The 14,072-nt window shown below is 70.2% G+C and carries 11 protein-coding genes; 7 read left to right on the top strand and 4 right to left on the bottom strand.

Features of this window, described 5'->3' with window-relative positions:
- Nucleotides 1–138: 138 nt before the first annotated feature.
- Both OG504_RS11220 and OG504_RS11225 read left to right on the top strand, forming a co-directional pair.
- Nucleotides 139–831, top strand: a complete 693-nt coding sequence (locus tag OG504_RS11220) for an ABC transporter ATP-binding protein (RefSeq protein ID WP_405989672.1) — start codon at nt 139–141, stop codon at nt 829–831.
- The gene (locus tag OG504_RS11225) at nt 828–3,215 is read left to right on the top strand and encodes an ABC transporter permease (protein ID WP_405989673.1); all 2,388 of its coding nucleotides are present in this window, start codon (nt 828–830) and stop codon (nt 3,213–3,215) included. Before OG504_RS11220 ends, OG504_RS11225 begins: the two co-directional genes overlap by 4 nt.
- Before the next feature lie 64 nt (nt 3,216–3,279).
- Here the strand turns inward: OG504_RS11225 and OG504_RS11230 are convergent, their stop codons facing one another.
- The 4 genes from OG504_RS11230 to OG504_RS11245 all read right to left on the bottom strand — a co-directional run bounded on the left by OG504_RS11230 (nt 3,280) and on the right by OG504_RS11245 (nt 7,597).
- Entirely contained in the window at nt 3,280–3,792 is a 513-nt protein-coding gene (locus OG504_RS11230; protein WP_405989674.1) for a DUF402 domain-containing protein, read from the bottom strand.
- Nucleotides 3,793–3,881: 89 nt separating this feature from the next.
- A complete protein-coding gene (locus tag OG504_RS11235) occupies nt 3,882–5,243 on the bottom strand; it encodes a glycine cleavage T C-terminal barrel domain-containing protein (RefSeq protein WP_405989675.1) in 1,362 nt (453 codons plus the stop codon).
- 175 nt (nt 5,244–5,418) lie between these two features.
- Nucleotides 5,419–6,549 (bottom strand): MBL fold metallo-hydrolase, encoded by a 1,131-nt coding sequence (locus OG504_RS11240; protein ID WP_405989676.1) that lies wholly within the window; start codon nt 6,547–6,549, stop codon nt 5,419–5,421.
- Nucleotides 6,550–6,685: 136 nt separating this feature from the next.
- The gene (locus OG504_RS11245; protein ID WP_405989677.1) at nt 6,686–7,597 is read right to left on the bottom strand and encodes a LysR family transcriptional regulator; all 912 of its coding nucleotides are present in this window, start codon (nt 7,595–7,597) and stop codon (nt 6,686–6,688) included.
- Nucleotides 7,598–8,401: 804 nt separating this feature from the next.
- On the opposite strand from OG504_RS11245, the gene OG504_RS11250 reads away from it, so the two are divergent.
- From OG504_RS11250 to OG504_RS11270, 5 genes are all read left to right on the top strand, one after another.
- Nucleotides 8,402–9,556 carry a sugar ABC transporter substrate-binding protein gene (locus tag OG504_RS11250; RefSeq protein WP_405989678.1) on the top strand — a complete coding sequence of 385 codons (1,155 nt, stop codon included), beginning with the start codon at nt 8,402–8,404 and terminating at the stop codon, nt 9,554–9,556.
- Between the two features lie 74 nt (nt 9,557–9,630).
- Complete coding sequence (locus OG504_RS11255; RefSeq protein WP_405989679.1) at nt 9,631–11,157, top strand: sugar ABC transporter ATP-binding protein; 1,527 nt, start codon at nt 9,631–9,633, stop codon at nt 11,155–11,157.
- Entirely contained in the window at nt 11,157–12,182 is a 1,026-nt protein-coding gene (locus OG504_RS11260) for an ABC transporter permease (RefSeq protein ID WP_405989680.1), read from the top strand. The genes OG504_RS11255 and OG504_RS11260 overlap by 1 nt, the downstream gene beginning before the upstream one ends.
- A gap of 49 nt (nt 12,183–12,231) precedes the next feature.
- Nucleotides 12,232–12,837, top strand: coding sequence for a TetR/AcrR family transcriptional regulator C-terminal domain-containing protein (locus tag OG504_RS11265; protein WP_405996302.1), 606 nt, complete (start codon nt 12,232–12,234; stop codon nt 12,835–12,837).
- 102 nt (nt 12,838–12,939) lie between these two features.
- Nucleotides 12,940–14,052 (top strand): cobalamin-independent methionine synthase II family protein, encoded by a 1,113-nt coding sequence (locus OG504_RS11270; protein ID WP_405989681.1) that lies wholly within the window; start codon nt 12,940–12,942, stop codon nt 14,050–14,052.
- Nucleotides 14,053–14,072: the final 20 nt, after the last annotated feature.

A 14,072-nucleotide genomic window follows, 5' to 3' on the forward strand; every position in this document is an offset into this window, starting at 1 on the left:
GATGAGGCCGCGGGCACCTCCTTCGCAGGGAGGCCCGGATGTCGGTGCCGCGGCCGACGCGCCCCGCAGGACCGCGGCCCTACCGTCGCTGGGCCGGCACCGACATCTCCCTCTCGACCGCAAGGACGGACCGCACCCATGACTCACGTGATCGAACTGGCGGGCGTGACGAAGCGCTACGACAGCGCCGGTGCGCCCGCACTCGGACCGCTGGACGTCAGCGTCGCCCAGGGCGAGGCGCTTGCCGTGACCGGTCCCTCCGGCAGCGGCAAGTCCACGCTGCTGAACCTGGTCGCCGGCCTCGACAAGCCGACCGAGGGCGCCGTGACCGTGGCCGGGCAGCGGATCGACCGGCTGAGCGAGCACGCGCTGGCCCGGTTCCGCCGCGACCGGATCGGCATGGTCTTCCAGTTCTTCAATCTGCTCGACGACCTCACCGTCGCCGACAACATCCAGCTCCCCGCCCAGCTGGCCGGGACCCCGCGGCGCAAGGCGGCGGCCCGCGCCGACGAGCTGATGGAACTGCTGGGCATGACCAAACACGCCCGCGCCTACCCGGGCCGGCTGTCCGGCGGTGAGCGCCAGCGGGTCGCGGTCGCCCGGGCGCTGGTCAACCGGCCGGCGCTGCTGCTCGCCGACGAACCGACCGGCGCGCTCGACACCGCCTCGGGCCACGACGTACGGGAGCTGCTGCTGGAGTTGCACCGCGGCGGGCAGACCCTCGTGCTGGTCACCCATGACATGGCGCTGGCGGAGGCGTGTGCGAGCCGCACCCTTCAGCTGGTCGACGGCCATGTCTCCCTCGACACGCGTGCGGAGGCCGTCCGATGAGCCTCTTCGGCACCGGCGCGCTCGGCCGGGTCGTGCGCTCCGGAGTGGGACGGCGCCGGGTGCAGACGGTGGTGATCGCCGTGGCCACCATGATGGCGGTCGCCGCGGCCGTGGTCGCCGGGTCGCTCATCGTCGCCTCGAACGCCCCCTTCGACCACGCCTTCGCGAAGCAGCACGGCCCGCATGTCACCGCGCAGTTCGATCCGGCCAAGGTGAGTGCGGCGCAGCTGAGGGCGACGAGGCGGCTGGACGGCGTCACCGCGAGCGCGGGGCCGTATCCGTCGACGACCATCAGCCCGGTCGATCCGGACGGCGGGCACCTGCCGAAGCTGAGTCTGGTCGGGCGGTCCGGTCCGCACGGCGCCGTGGACGACCTGGACCTGCGGTCCGGCCGGTGGGCCGCGAAGCCGGGCGAGGTCGTTCTCTCCGCGTCGTTCGAAGGCCCCTTCCTGGAGGTCGGTTCCACCCTGAAGGCTTCGGATGCCGCCGACAGCCCGACGCTGAAGGTCGTCGGCTTCGCGGTGTCGGCCGCCGGGACCGCCGATGCCTGGGCGACCCCGGGGCAGGTCCGCGCGCTGGCCTCGAAGGACACACCGGTCACGAGTCAGATGCTCTACCGCTTCGACTCCGCGGGAACCAGGGCGCAGATCTCCGCCGACCGCAAGGAGCTCACCGCCGCCGTACCGTCCGGGGCCCTGGTGGGCACCCAGTCCTACCTGGACACCAAGCGTGCCGCCGACACGGGCGCGGCGGCTACCGTCCCGTTCATGGTGGCCTTCGGCGTCCTCGGCATCGTGATGTCCGTGATCATCATCAGCAGTGTGATCAGCGGCGCGGTCGGCACCGGCCTGCGCCGGATCGGCATCCTCAAGGCCATCGGCTTCACCCCGCGCGAGGTCGTGCGGGCCTACGTGGCCCAGGCGCTGATCCCGGCCGGCGCCGGTATCGCACTCGGGGTCGTGCTGGGCAATGTGCTGGCCGTTCCACTGCTGGAGGACACCGACCAGGTGTACGGCACCGCCTCGCTGACGGTGGCCTGGTGGGTGGACGTCGTCGTGCCGGCCGGCACGCTGCTGGTCGTCGGGATCGCGGCGCTGGTCCCCGCGCTGCGGGCCGGGAGGCTGCGCACGGTCGAGGCCATCGCGATCGGCCGGGCACCCCGCACGGGGCGCGGCCAGTGGGCGCACCGGGCGGCCGGGCGGCTGCCGCTGCCGCGGGCGGTGACCTACGGCCTCGCCGGCCCCTTCGCACATCCGGTCCGTACGGCCGCGATGCTGCTCGCGGTGGCCTTCGGCACGGTCGCGGCGACCTTCGCGGTGGGACTGACCTCGTCCCTGAACGCGGTCGGCAGCGCGTCGGATCCCGAGGACCGCGCGGCGGTCACCGCCGTCGTCGGCGGGCCGACCGTCCCGGGCGCCGGGGGCGGAGTGCGCCACCTGAGCCCCCAGAAGGGAAGTGACAGTCCTCCGTCCGCCGACCCGGCGAAGGTCCGCGCCGCCATCGAGGCGCAGTCCGGCACCGCTTCGTACTACGGCATGTCCCGGGACGATGTCACCGTGGCGGGGATCTCCGGCTCGGTCCAGGCCACCCTCTACCAGGGCGACTCACGTCCCGGCAGCTACGAGATGATCTCCGGGCACTGGATCACCGGCGCGGGGCAGGCCGTCGTACCCACAGGTTTCCTGGAACGGACCGGCACCGAGATCGGCGACACGGTCCGGGTGACCCTCGGGAAGGACACTGAGCCCCTGAAGATCGTCGGCGAGGCCTTCGACACCTCGAACGACGGCCTGTCGATCCACGCGGACCTGGCGAGCTTCGCCGGGGCCGAGCCCCAGGTCTTCCAGATCGAGGTGAAGCCCGGCGTCTCCCCCGCCGCGTACGCCGGGAAGCTCCACGCGGTGGTGGAGCCGATGGGCGGCGACGTCATCGCCAACTCCCCCTCGCAGCAGGAGAACATGATCCTCGTCCTGGACGCGATCGCGGTGCTGCTCACCCTCATGCTGGTCTCCGTGGCAGGCCTCGGCGTGCTCAACTCCGTCGTCCTCGACACCCGCGAACGAGTCCACGACCTGGGCGTCTGCAAGGCACTCGGCATGTCGCCGCGGCAGACCGTGAGCCTCGTACTCGCGTCGGTGGCCGGGATCGGCGTGCTCGGCGGACTGATCGGGGTACCTCTCGGGTTCGCGCTGCACGGCTTCGTGCTGCCGGTGATGGGGCACGCGGCGGGCACCGATCTGCCGCCGTCGATCCTCGATGTGTACGACGCTCCCCAGCTGGTGCTGCTGGGGCTGGCCGGGGTCGCGACAGCCGTGCTGGGGGCGCTGCTCCCGGCCGGCTGGGCGGCCAAGGCCCGTACGGCGACGGCACTTCGCACGGAGTAGGCCGTCACCGCGCGCCCTGACCTGTCCGGACGGTCAGGGCGGTCAGGGCGGTCAGGGCGCGGAGTCAGTCGAAGGGCGGCAGTTCGGCCAGGTCCACAAGGGCGGCCGGCGGGAAGTCCGGCCACGAACTCGGCGCGTCCTGGCTCAGGTTGCGCAGGTGCTTGTCGATGAAGTTCTGGGCATTGCGCAGAACCTTGATCGTGGTGGCGGCATCGATGACACCGTCCTGGAGCGCTTCGGCGAGCTCGTCGAGGTCCAGCACTTCGTAGCGCCGACCGACAGGCGGGACGATGATGTCCAGGTAGAGGTCATGGACCGCCAGCCGTTGCGGACCCACTTCCTCCAGTTCGACCAGATCGATGTACCAACCGCCTTCGAGCGCGCCGACGAAGGTGACCGGCCTGGTGATCTGTATCCCTTCGTCGGCGATGACGAAGCAGCGGTCGGTCGTGGGCCGGCCGGGAACCTGCCACGGGGGAAGGATCTCCATGTCGTAGGCCACGATGTTGTCGCGGGTCCGCACACCGGAGCACCACTGCCCGGTGCGGTGGTGGACGCGTACGTCTTCCAGGAGCATGCGTCGCAGTATGACTTCGTCGGGCCGCGGCAGGCCCCGGCCGCCGCGCTTGCCGTGGCGAGTGGAGATCGTGGAGCGGGGTGGGGCGGTCACAGTGCCGTGACGTCGGTGCGCCGGTTGTCCGGCTTGAACGGCAGCGTGGTGACCGTCGCCCGGATCTCCCGCTGCGGGGTGCCCGGTCGGCCCCACAGGACGGCGACCTCCGTGCCGGGCGTCGCGTGCGCGGGGTCGAGCACGCAGAGGGAGATCATCGCCCGCAGGGTCGGGCTCACGGTGCGGCCCGTGGCCACGCCCACCGGGTCACCGGACACCAGCACCTGGTCGAAGTGGGGTCCGCGGCCACGGGGCATCTCCATCTGGTCGGGCAGTTCGGCCCCGCTCAGCAGCGAGGTGAGGACGCCGGCGACGTCCTGCCCGTTCCAGCGCAGACCGACCAACTGCCGTGCGGGTACGCCACTTTCGGCGTCCCGGACGAGTGCGTCCCGGCCGATGAAGTCGCGGTCGGGGACGCCCTTGCGGAAGCCCCAGCCGAGTTCGCCCGGCTTGCGGAAGTAGTCGGTCACTCCGCCCGCCGGGACGAAACTGCCGCTGGGCGTGCCCTTGCGGAACTGCCTCGGCGCGCCCGGCGTGAGGATCGACGCGGGCAGATAGTCAAGGCCGTTGGTCGCGATCCCGGCCTCGATGTGCTGAACAGGCTGGGCGCGGAAGCCGAGTTGACGGATGCCGACGTCCTGGCCGCTCGCCACGACCGCCGCCCAGATCTCGTTGGCGTGCTCGGTCGGCCCGTGCAGCTCGTACCCGAGTTCGCCCGAGATCCCGGTGCGCAGGACCCGTACCGGGACCCCGCCGACCGTCGACATCCGGCTGCGGCTGAAGCCGATGTCGCGGAGATCGTCCCCCGTCAGCTTCTCCAACGTGGCCAGGGACGCCGGTCCCTGCACCCCGAAGATGAACCGGTCGGGGCTGATGTCGGTGGCCGCCGCGTCCCAACCGCCCTGGCTCAGCTGCCACAACAGCCAGTCGCAACTGCCCGCGGTGTAGACGAACTCCTCGGGGCCGAGCCGGCACAGCACGCCCTCGGAGGCGATCCAGCCGTTGTCGTCGAGCTGCACATGGTGCTTGATCTGCCCGGTCTCGAAACGGGACAGGTCCCGCATCCCCAGCCGGCTCAGGAACGCGAGCGCCTGCGGGCCGTGCACCTTCACCTTGTGCAGCGAGGTCCAGTCGCCGACGTAGCACGAGCCGACATGGGCGGCGCTCTCCTCGACCCAGTCCGAGTACTCCTCGGGGAGCAGGATCTGCGCGAAGCGACCGTAGGTGCCCCGCGTGTTGCCCTCGTCCTGGGCCGCGGCGGCCGGGCTGAACATCGCCGGGCGCTCGGTGACGAACGGTGCGTCGTTCAGCCGGAGGACCGCTTCGTAGGTACTGCGCTGTTGTGAGAGAAGGTCCATTTCACTCTCCGTCGAGTGGCCGTCGTCCAGGGTGTCGTCGGGAGCGACACCCCCTGTGCTAGATCGATTAAGTCGGACGGTAACAGGCGTTTCGGGGCGAGGCGAGAGTCGTGACACACCGGTGATCGGTCCCACGGCGCAAGCAATGCGGAACTTCCGCGCAACGCCTGGTGGTTCAGGATCGGCGGGATCCGCGCCGTCGTACCGGCAGATGCAGCAGGTCCGTGCCCAGCACCGTCGAGCCGCCGAAGTCGGCCCGGCGGGCGCTGTCGCGGAGCAGCCGGCGCCAGGTCGCGTCGGAGACCACGGCCTGCTGGCCCGGGCCGAGGTGGGTGGCGACCAGCGTTCCCGCGTCCGACTCGGCCGCGATCCGGCCGAGTTGAGCCACGTCCGTGTGGGTCGAGGTGATGTGGTCGATCAGCGCCTGGGGCAGGCCGAGACTCGCGAGTCCCGCCGGGTACAGGGCCTCGTGGACCAGGACGTCCGCGTGCGCCGCGAGCCTGATGATGTTCGGGGTCGGTGCCGTGTCGCCGGAGAAGACGACGCTGCCGTGGTCGGTGTCGAAGCGGTAGGCGTAGGCGGGGAACACCGCGCCGTGCGGGACGAGTACGGCGGTGACCTTCATGTCGTCGTTCTCCATGACGGTGAACGGTGCCATGGCCGGCGCGGAGTTCGTCGCCGAGGCGCCGACACCGGACGGCGGCAGCACGTCGTGGACGTTGAGCATGGTCGCCGGGTCGATGCCGGCGTGCTCGGTCATGAAGAAGGTCGGTGAGGCCGCGTACGCCTGACCGGCCAGCCTCGTCATCTCGACGGTGCCCGGCACGGTCCCGGGAGCCCCGGCGACGGTCGACGCGACACCGGCGGAGCCAGGGCCGTAGACCTCGATCGGGTTCTGGAAGCCCTGCGCGCCCGAGGCGCCCGCCGACAGCAGCGGGAAGGAGTAGTAGTCGACGATGTGGTCGGCGTGCAGGTGGGTGAGGAAGATCCCGGACAGGGCCGACATGGACAGTCCGGCGCGCAGGTACTGGGTCACCGCTCCGCGTCCGCAGTCGACCACATACGTCCTGCCGTTCGCCGTCAGCGCCGACGAGATCCCGTATCGGGTGGCCAGGGGCGGTGGCCCGCCGTTGGTGCCGAGCAGCGTCACGGACAGGCCCGTTCCGGCGGGCGCGGATCCGGTGTTCGTAACCGCCGCGGCCTGCTCGGCGCCGAGCAGTGGTACGGCGACGGCGGCAGCGGCGGAAGCCGCCATCGCGCCCAGCATCGTCCGGCGGGACGTCGGTTCACCCAGGGGTTCGCACATGACGAGACAGCTCCTTCGCGGCTCGGTTCGCGTTGCCACAGTGGCCACCCTGAGCACGACTGTCCATCAGTCGGTACAAAGTATGAGTTCCCATGACGAACTGTAAGTTTTCGCTCCACGCATGTGTCGGCGGATGTCAACGGCCGATCGTGGGAATCGGGTTCTCCGCGAACCACCGGGCGAGGAAGTCCAGGAAGACCGTGATCTTGCGCTGGGTACCCGGCCCGGGCCCGTGGATCGCGTAGAGCGGCCGGTCGGGTGCCGCCAGGTGGGGCAGCTGGACCTGGAGGGCCCCGGAGACGAGATCGTCGTAGGCGGACCGCTGCGGCAGCAGGGCGATACCGCGACCGTGGACGGCCGCCTTCTGCAGGGCGATGTAGGAGTTGGACGAGAAGGCCACGTTGCGGATCTTGTGCAGCGTGGAGGTCGGGCCGTGCCCGATGCGCCAGACCGGGTCGTTGACGTGCACCAGGCAGTCGTGGGCGGCCAGGTCGTTGGGGTGCGTCAGCGGGCCGTGTTGGTCGATGTACGTCTTCGACGCGCACAGGACGAAGGGCAGCGAGGCGATCTTCTTCAGCCGGACGTTGGAGTCCCTGAGGTCCCGGGTGTGGAACGCCAGGTCGAAACCGCCGTCGAGGAAGTCGTACGTCCGGTCGGACACGCCTCCCAGCTCGAACCGGATCTGGATCTTCGGGTGCTCGGCGGAGAACGCGGCGATGGCGTCCCCGAGGTCCAGGCTCCCGATCCACTTCGGGCAGATGATGCTGAGGGCACCCTCCGCCCGGTCGTGCAGATCCGCGATGCTGGAGTCCTCGGCGTCGATCTCCTTCACGATGCGGGAGGCGAACTCGGCGTAGCGCAGGCCCGGTTCGGTCAGGCTCACCGAGCGGGCCGTGCGGTTGACCAGCCGGACGCCGACCTGCCGCTCCAGCTCGGCGACATGCCGCGACACCAGCGAGCCCGACGACCCCAGCGCCTTGGCCGCGCCGCTGAAACTGCCGAGGTCGGCGACGATGACGAAACAACGCATGAGAAGCAGACGGTCCATGGCGGTCCTCCGGTCGTCCACGGCACCGGTGTCCCTCCGGGCCGCGTCGAACATGGGGCGATGCGGTTGGGCGGAGCCGTCTCGCAGGCGGCGAACCTGGACGGCAGGCGATGACGGAGCGGAAGACCGTCCGGGTCGTATCGGTCGACACATCACCGTCACTATATCGATCTAGTTAAGGTAACAGAACCCACTCGCGACGGCGAGATCCGAGCTGCGGGCTTCGACTGAGGCCTGCCCACGGGGTGGGAGGCGGGCCAAGGGAACTCGCCCGGGAACGAGTCGGATCACATCCGTGGCGACCAAGGAACAACCGGCCTCCGGCTTGCGCACGCGCGGACGGCGCTTCGGACCCCCCGACAGCCTCGCCACAAGCCCCTGGGGAGACCACGGCCGTGCGCGACTCGCAAACTTAACTTGTTGCCGATGCGCTTCCGCGCGCCTGTCGGCATGCACACACTTTCGGCCATTGACGGAGGAACGAGCCGTCGAAGAGCTCGGCGTCATCGTGGCGCCGAGCCGGGAATCTTCGGCTACCGGCCGACCGCGCGATCCGAATCAATCCGCGGTCCCTGTGATCGACGAGCGGTACGTGGACGAGGACGCCTCGGCGGCCCCGCCAAGCCACGACCCGCTTCCCGATCTGGCTCAGGTGTGAGGTGCCGCCGCGGCGCAAGCCGCGGACCAGGGCCCGAACGCACTCCTCTCGTATCTCCTCCGCCCGCGCAGTGACGGTGGGCGGGTCCAGACACCACCAGCGTCCGCTCAGGGCAGTACGGACGCTCGGCCACGGAGGCATAGGCAATGGCGCTTATCAGAAAAAGGTGGCTGGCCTCGGGCACGGCTGTGCTCGCCGCGTCGGCGATGCTGGCAGGTTGCGGCAGCTCCGGCCCCGGGTCCACCACATCGGGCAAGGACGGTTCCGCATCGGGGCTTGCCACGGCCGAGGCGAAGGTGGCGGCCCTGCAGGCCGTCGCCAAGACCTACCCCGTCCCCACCGCGAGTGTGCCGGGCGTGGACAAGTTCAAGGGCCGCAAGGTCTTTTACATCCCGATCGTCCAGCAGGTCCCCGCCTTCGTCGCCACGGCCGGGTCGACGAAGCAGGCGCTCTCCAAGGTCGGCCTCTCGCAGCAGGTGTGCGACGGCAAGGCCCAGCCGACCGCGATCGCGTCCTGCGTCCAGCAGGCGATCACCGCGGACGCGGCCGGGATCATCCTGGACGCGATCCCTTACGGCATGGCGCAGAACGCCCTCGACGCCGCGAAGGCCAAGGGCATCCCGATCGTCATCGCGGACCAGAACCCCCCGGCCGGAGTCGAGAACAGCAACCAGGTGAGCTATGTGCCGGGTGCGGGTTCTCAGCCCACCGCGATGGCCTGGTGGATCATCGCCGCCTCCAAGGGCAAGGCCAATCTGATCATCGCGCAGAATGCCGACAGCCCCACAGCGCTCAAGATGGTGGCCGACTCGCTGCCGATCTACAAGAAGTACTGCCCGGGCTGCAAGGTCACGGTCAAGGAGATCACCGCCTCGACGCCGGCCCTGCTGGCCTCGAAGGCGAGTTCCAACGTCCTGAGCAACCCGAGTGCCGACTACTACTACACCGAGTTCGAGGACAGCCTCCAGGCCACCCTCCAGGGCGTCCAGCAGTCGGGGCGTTCGTCGAGCATCTCCGTGTCCACAGCGGCCGGTTCGGTGAACGGGCTGGGCCTGATCAAGAGCGGTTCGGTCAAGGCCGTCGTGGCCGCGGACCAGCTCTACATGGGCTTCGGCGTGACCGACGAACTCCTGCGCATGATGACCAAGTCCGGGCCCATCGACGAGGCCCAGCCCATACGGCTGTTCACCAAGGAGAACATCGGCAGCATCAAGGTGACGGCCGCGGCCCAGGCCTCGGGTGAGTGGTTCGGCGACGGTTCCTTCCAGGCGGACTTCGCCAAGCTCTGGGGCATCGGGTGACGAACGAGGCGCACGCTGTGAGCGCCGGCTCGCGGACCGACCCGCCGGACACGGCACCGCGCCATCGTCTGGAAGTGGCCGAGTTGTCCAAGGCGTTCGGCTCGACCCGGGCGCTTCGCGGGGTCCATCTGCGGATCGCCCCCGGAGAACTGCACGGGCTGGTCGGCCAGAACGGCTGCGGGAAGTCCACCCTCGTCAAGATCCTCACGGGCGTGTACGCGCCCGACCCGGGAGCATCCATCGCGGTGGACGGGCAGCGGTTGGCGCTGCCGGTCCGCCCGATGCAGCAGCGCGAGGCGGGAGTCTCGGTCGTCCACCAGAACAGCGGACTGGTGGACGACCTGACCGTGTGGGAGAACGTGCGGCTGGGGCACTACCGGGCGGGCCGGCTCTCGCGGCGGATCAACCGCCGGGAGGAGCAGCGGGCGACCGAGCAGGTCCTGGCCCGGCTGGACCGGCCCTTGGAGGTCGGCCGTCAGGTCGGGCGGCTCTCGGCGGAGGACCGGGCCGTCGTCGCCATCGCCCGGGCGGTGCAGGACCACCGCCCGGGGGGTGGGCTGATCGTCTTCGACGAGTCGACACGGGCGCTGGGCAGGTCGGCGCGGGCCCGTTTCTTCGAGCTGGTCCGGTCGCTCGTCGACGAGGGCACATCGGTCCTGCTGATCTCACACCAGTTGGAAGAGGTCGTCGAAGCGACGGACCGGGTCACGGTGCTGCGCGACGGCGCCGTGGTCGAGGCGGGCCTGCCCACGAGCGAGGTGGACGAGGTCTCGCTCACCCGCCTGATGCTCGGACGTCACCTCGTCCCGCACGGGAGGGTCGGGAGCCAGGTCAAGGACGAGGTCGTCGCCTCGGCGCAGGGCCTCGCGGTCGGCCCGGTGGCCGGCCTCGACCTCGACATCCGGCGCGGCGAGGTTCTCGGAGTGACCGGGCTGATCGGTTCGGGCTTCGTCGAGGTGGCCGAGGCGCTGGCGGGGGCACGCCCGGCCGATGCGGGCACGCTGTCGGTCCACGGGCGCGACCTCGCCCTGGACCGCAGACGTGGCTGCACCGAGGAGTTCGTGGACGCGGGGGTGGCGTTCGTACCCGAACGCCGCCTGGAGGCGGGGGTGGCCGGCGAGCTCTCGGTGACGGACAACCTGACACTGCCGCGCGTGCGCGCCCGCGGCGGCCGACTGCGGACCGGCTCCGCGTGGCAGGCCGAGGAGACCGCCGCGATGATCGCGAAACTCGACATCCGGCCGCCCCACCCACAAGCGCCGGTCCACACACTGAGCGGTGGCAACCAGCAGAAGGTCCTGCTGGGCAAGTGGCTGGCCGGCGCACCGAACCTGCTGGTGCTGCACGAACCGACACAGGCTGTCGACGTCGGCGCCCGCCACGACATCATCGACGCGATCCGGGAGGCCGCGCGGGACGGCTGCGGAATCGTTCTCGCCTCGATCGACCCCGTCGACCTCGCCGTGCTGTGCGACCGGGTGCTGGTGTTCCGCGACGGCCGGGTCGCCATGGAGCTGAGCGGCGAACTGGATCAGGACGCCATCGTCCAGGCGGTCTTCGGCGACGACACACAACCTCAAGAAAAGGGGCAGGACGACTGATGGACGTCACCAGCCGGCAAGACACCGACACACCCCCCGCGCCGAAGGCGGCGCACACCGGGAAGCCGACATCGGCCTCCGCCGTTGCCGGGCAATTCGCGTCGCGCTACTCGGTGATCGCCATCTGGGTGGCCATGATCGCGGTGTACGCAGCCGCGGAGCCGGGGGTGTTCCTGACCAAGGGAACCTTCCAGACCATCTTCGGCTCCCAACAAGCCCTGGTGTTCCTCACCATGGCCCTGCTGTGCACCGTCTGTGTCGGGGAGTTCGTGGACCTGTCGGTCCCGGCGGTCTTCGGATTCTCCGCCACGATCCTGCCCGTCCTGGTCGTGGAGCACGGGTGGGGAGTGTGGCCGGCGGCGTTCGTCGCCGTCCTGGGCGCGATCGTGGTCGGCGTGGTCAACGGCCTGCTCGTCGTCGTGGTCGGGGTGAACACCATCGTGGTGACCCTGGGAATGGGCACCTTCCTGGGCGGCATCGCCCTGTGGCTGTCGCACCTCAACACGGTCAGCGGTCTGCCGACCGGGTTCGGCAGGATCGCATTGTACTCCGTGGGCGGGCTGCCGATCTCGTTCTACTACGGCGTGGTGCTGGTGGCAGGCTTCGCCTATCTGCTGGCGTTCACACCGCTGGGCCGCCACATCCGCTTCGTCGGAGCCAACAGAGAGGTCAGCCGGCTCTCCGGCATCCGCGTCAACCGGATCCGCTTCGGCTCCTTCGTCGCCTCCGGCGCCCTGTGCGGTGTCGGCGCGGTCATCTCCGTCGCGGCCCTGGGCGGCTACAACCCCACCACCTCCGACACCCTGCTGCTGCCGGTCTTCGCCTCGGTCTTCCTCGGCACCGCGATCGTCCTGCCCGGACGCTTCAACCCGGTCGGCACCTTCATCGGTATCTACTTCCTGGCGACCGGCATCCTCGGGCTCCAACTCCTGGGTCTGGAAGCGTGGGTCTCCTCGGTCTTCTACGGAGGTGTCCTGGTGGCAGCGGTCACCATCTCGACCTTGCTGCGCCGCCGCAGTCCGTAAGCGGCTCGCCGACACCACCGGGCCGGCACCTAACATGGCCGGTGTGAGGATGACAGCGACGGACCGGCGACAACTCATCACGCGGGCTGCGGGTGAGCTGTTCATCGCTCGCGGCTACGCGGGTGTCTCCATGGAGGACGTCCTGGCGGCGGTGGGCGGGTCCAAGGCGACCCTCTACCGGTATTTCACCGACAAGAGCGCCCTGTTCCGCGCGTCCGTGGAGGCGCTGTGCGACGAGTGGTCCCAGCCGCTGCACACGTTCACGCCGGGCAGCGCGAACCTCACCGAAACCCTGGTCGCACTGGGTGAGCATTTCGCCGGCGTCGTCCTCACCCCCGAGGCGATCGCCCTGCACCGCCTGGTCACCTCCGAGGCCGTGCGCATTCCCGGGCTCGGGAAGGTCTTCGCGGAACACGGGCCGAACGCGGGTCACGCGGTGCTCGGGCGCTGCCTCCAACAGGCCCACGACGACGGCCTGATCAAGGTGGAGGATCCGGTGCGAGCGGCGGAACAGCTCTACCAGGCCATGCTCGGCCACGCCCAGATGCGACTGCTGACGGATGCGCCGGTCAAGCTGACCGACGCCGAGATCCACGCGTCCATCAACGAGGCGGTACGCGTCTTCCTGCACGGCGTCTCCGTCGACCCGGTCTGACCTTCCCCACGGAGCCCGCCGTAGCCGCCAGATGTCTTGCCCTCGAAGCGTACTGGACCGTACCGTACAGTCGCCCGAGTGTCAGGCGTGAAGGGACGGCCGATGCCGACGACGATCCGAGCCGAACATGTGGGAAGCCTGCTGCGCCCCGAAGAGCTGCTGGCGGCGCGCGCCGCACACCGGCGCGGCGCGCTCTCCGACAAGGAGCTCACCGAGCTGGAGGACCAGGCCGCGGCGGCCGCGGTGAAGCTGCAACTGGACGCCGGAATGCAGGTCTTGACCGACGGCGAGGTGCGCCGGGACGACTTCATGGCCTCGGTGGTGGAGACGGTCGGCGGGCTGGCACCGGCGGAGGAGTCCTCGGCCCGGCCTCGTTGGATCCGCGACAGTGACGGCGCCGAACTCGAGGGCGATGTCGCGTCGGTGGCCATCACGGAACCCCTGTACCGGCGGACGCCGCTGTCCCTCGCCGAGGCCCGCTGGCTGTCCGGGAACGCACCCGGGCCGTACAAGATCACCATGGCCAGTCCGACGATGGTGGCGGGTTTCTGGCGGCCGGGGATCTCGGACGGCGTCTATCCGACCCGGCGGGACGCGGTGGCGGCGCTGGCCGAGATCTACCGGCGGGACATCGCCGACCTGATCGACACCGGGGTCTCCTGGCTTCAGCTCGACTCGCTGGCCTACTGGGCCAACATCGACCCCGAGGCCGCCCGGATGCGCCGGGTGACGGACCTGGAGGGGCATCTCTCCCACATCGTCGACACGGACAACGGGCTCATCCGTTCCGCCCGTTCGAGGCGCCCCGACATGACCGTGGCCATGCACTTCTGCCGGGGCAACATGCGCAGCGCCTGGTCCGCCCGGGGCGGCTACGAGCCCATCGCGGAGCGGGTGTTCGGCGAGGTCGAGGTCGACCGCTTCCTGCTGGAGTACGACACGGAGCGCTCCGGCGGGTTCGAGCCGCTGCGGTTCGTGCCGCCCGGCAAGACCGTCGTCCTGGGACTGGTGTCGTCGAAGGTGGCGGAGCTGGAGTCGGTGGACACGCTGCGCCGGCGCATCGACGAGGCCTCGCAGTATCTGCCGTTGGAACAGCTCGCCCTCAGTCCGCAGTGCGGGTTCGCCTCGACGAGCCAGGGCAATCTCCTGACCGTCGACGACCAGCGCCGCAAGCTGGAACTCGTCGCGGAGACGGCACGGCTGGTCTGGGGCTGACGGCGGAACACCGCCCCGGG

Origin of the sequence: Streptomyces sp. NBC_00986, from assembly GCF_045162565.1 — a bacterium.
GTDB lineage: Bacteria > Actinomycetota > Actinomycetes > Streptomycetales > Streptomycetaceae > Streptomyces.

Bases quoted from the DNA above. Each gene is read 5' to 3' on its own strand.
- OG504_RS11270 (WP_405989681.1), top strand. From the start codon at position 12,940: ATGCCGACGACGATCCGAGCCGAACATGTGGGAAGCCTGCTGCGCCCC.
- OG504_RS11265 (WP_405996302.1), top strand. From the start codon at position 12,232: ATGACAGCGACGGACCGGCGACAACTCATCACGCGGGCTGCGGGTGAG.
- OG504_RS11250 (WP_405989678.1), top strand. From the start codon at position 8,402: ATGGCGCTTATCAGAAAAAGGTGGCTGGCCTCGGGCACGGCTGTGCTC.
- OG504_RS11225 (WP_405989673.1), top strand. From the start codon at position 828: ATGAGCCTCTTCGGCACCGGCGCGCTCGGCCGGGTCGTGCGCTCCGGA.
- OG504_RS11230 (WP_405989674.1), bottom strand. From the start codon at position 3,792: ATGCTCCTGGAAGACGTACGCGTCCACCACCGCACCGGGCAGTGGTGC.
- OG504_RS11260 (WP_405989680.1), top strand. From the start codon at position 11,157: ATGGACGTCACCAGCCGGCAAGACACCGACACACCCCCCGCGCCGAAG.
- OG504_RS11245 (WP_405989677.1), bottom strand. From the start codon at position 7,597: ATGGACCGTCTGCTTCTCATGCGTTGTTTCGTCATCGTCGCCGACCTC.
- OG504_RS11235 (WP_405989675.1), bottom strand. From the start codon at position 5,243: ATGGACCTTCTCTCACAACAGCGCAGTACCTACGAAGCGGTCCTCCGG.
- OG504_RS11240 (WP_405989676.1), bottom strand. From the start codon at position 6,549: ATGTGCGAACCCCTGGGTGAACCGACGTCCCGCCGGACGATGCTGGGC.
- OG504_RS11220 (WP_405989672.1), top strand. From the start codon at position 139: ATGACTCACGTGATCGAACTGGCGGGCGTGACGAAGCGCTACGACAGC.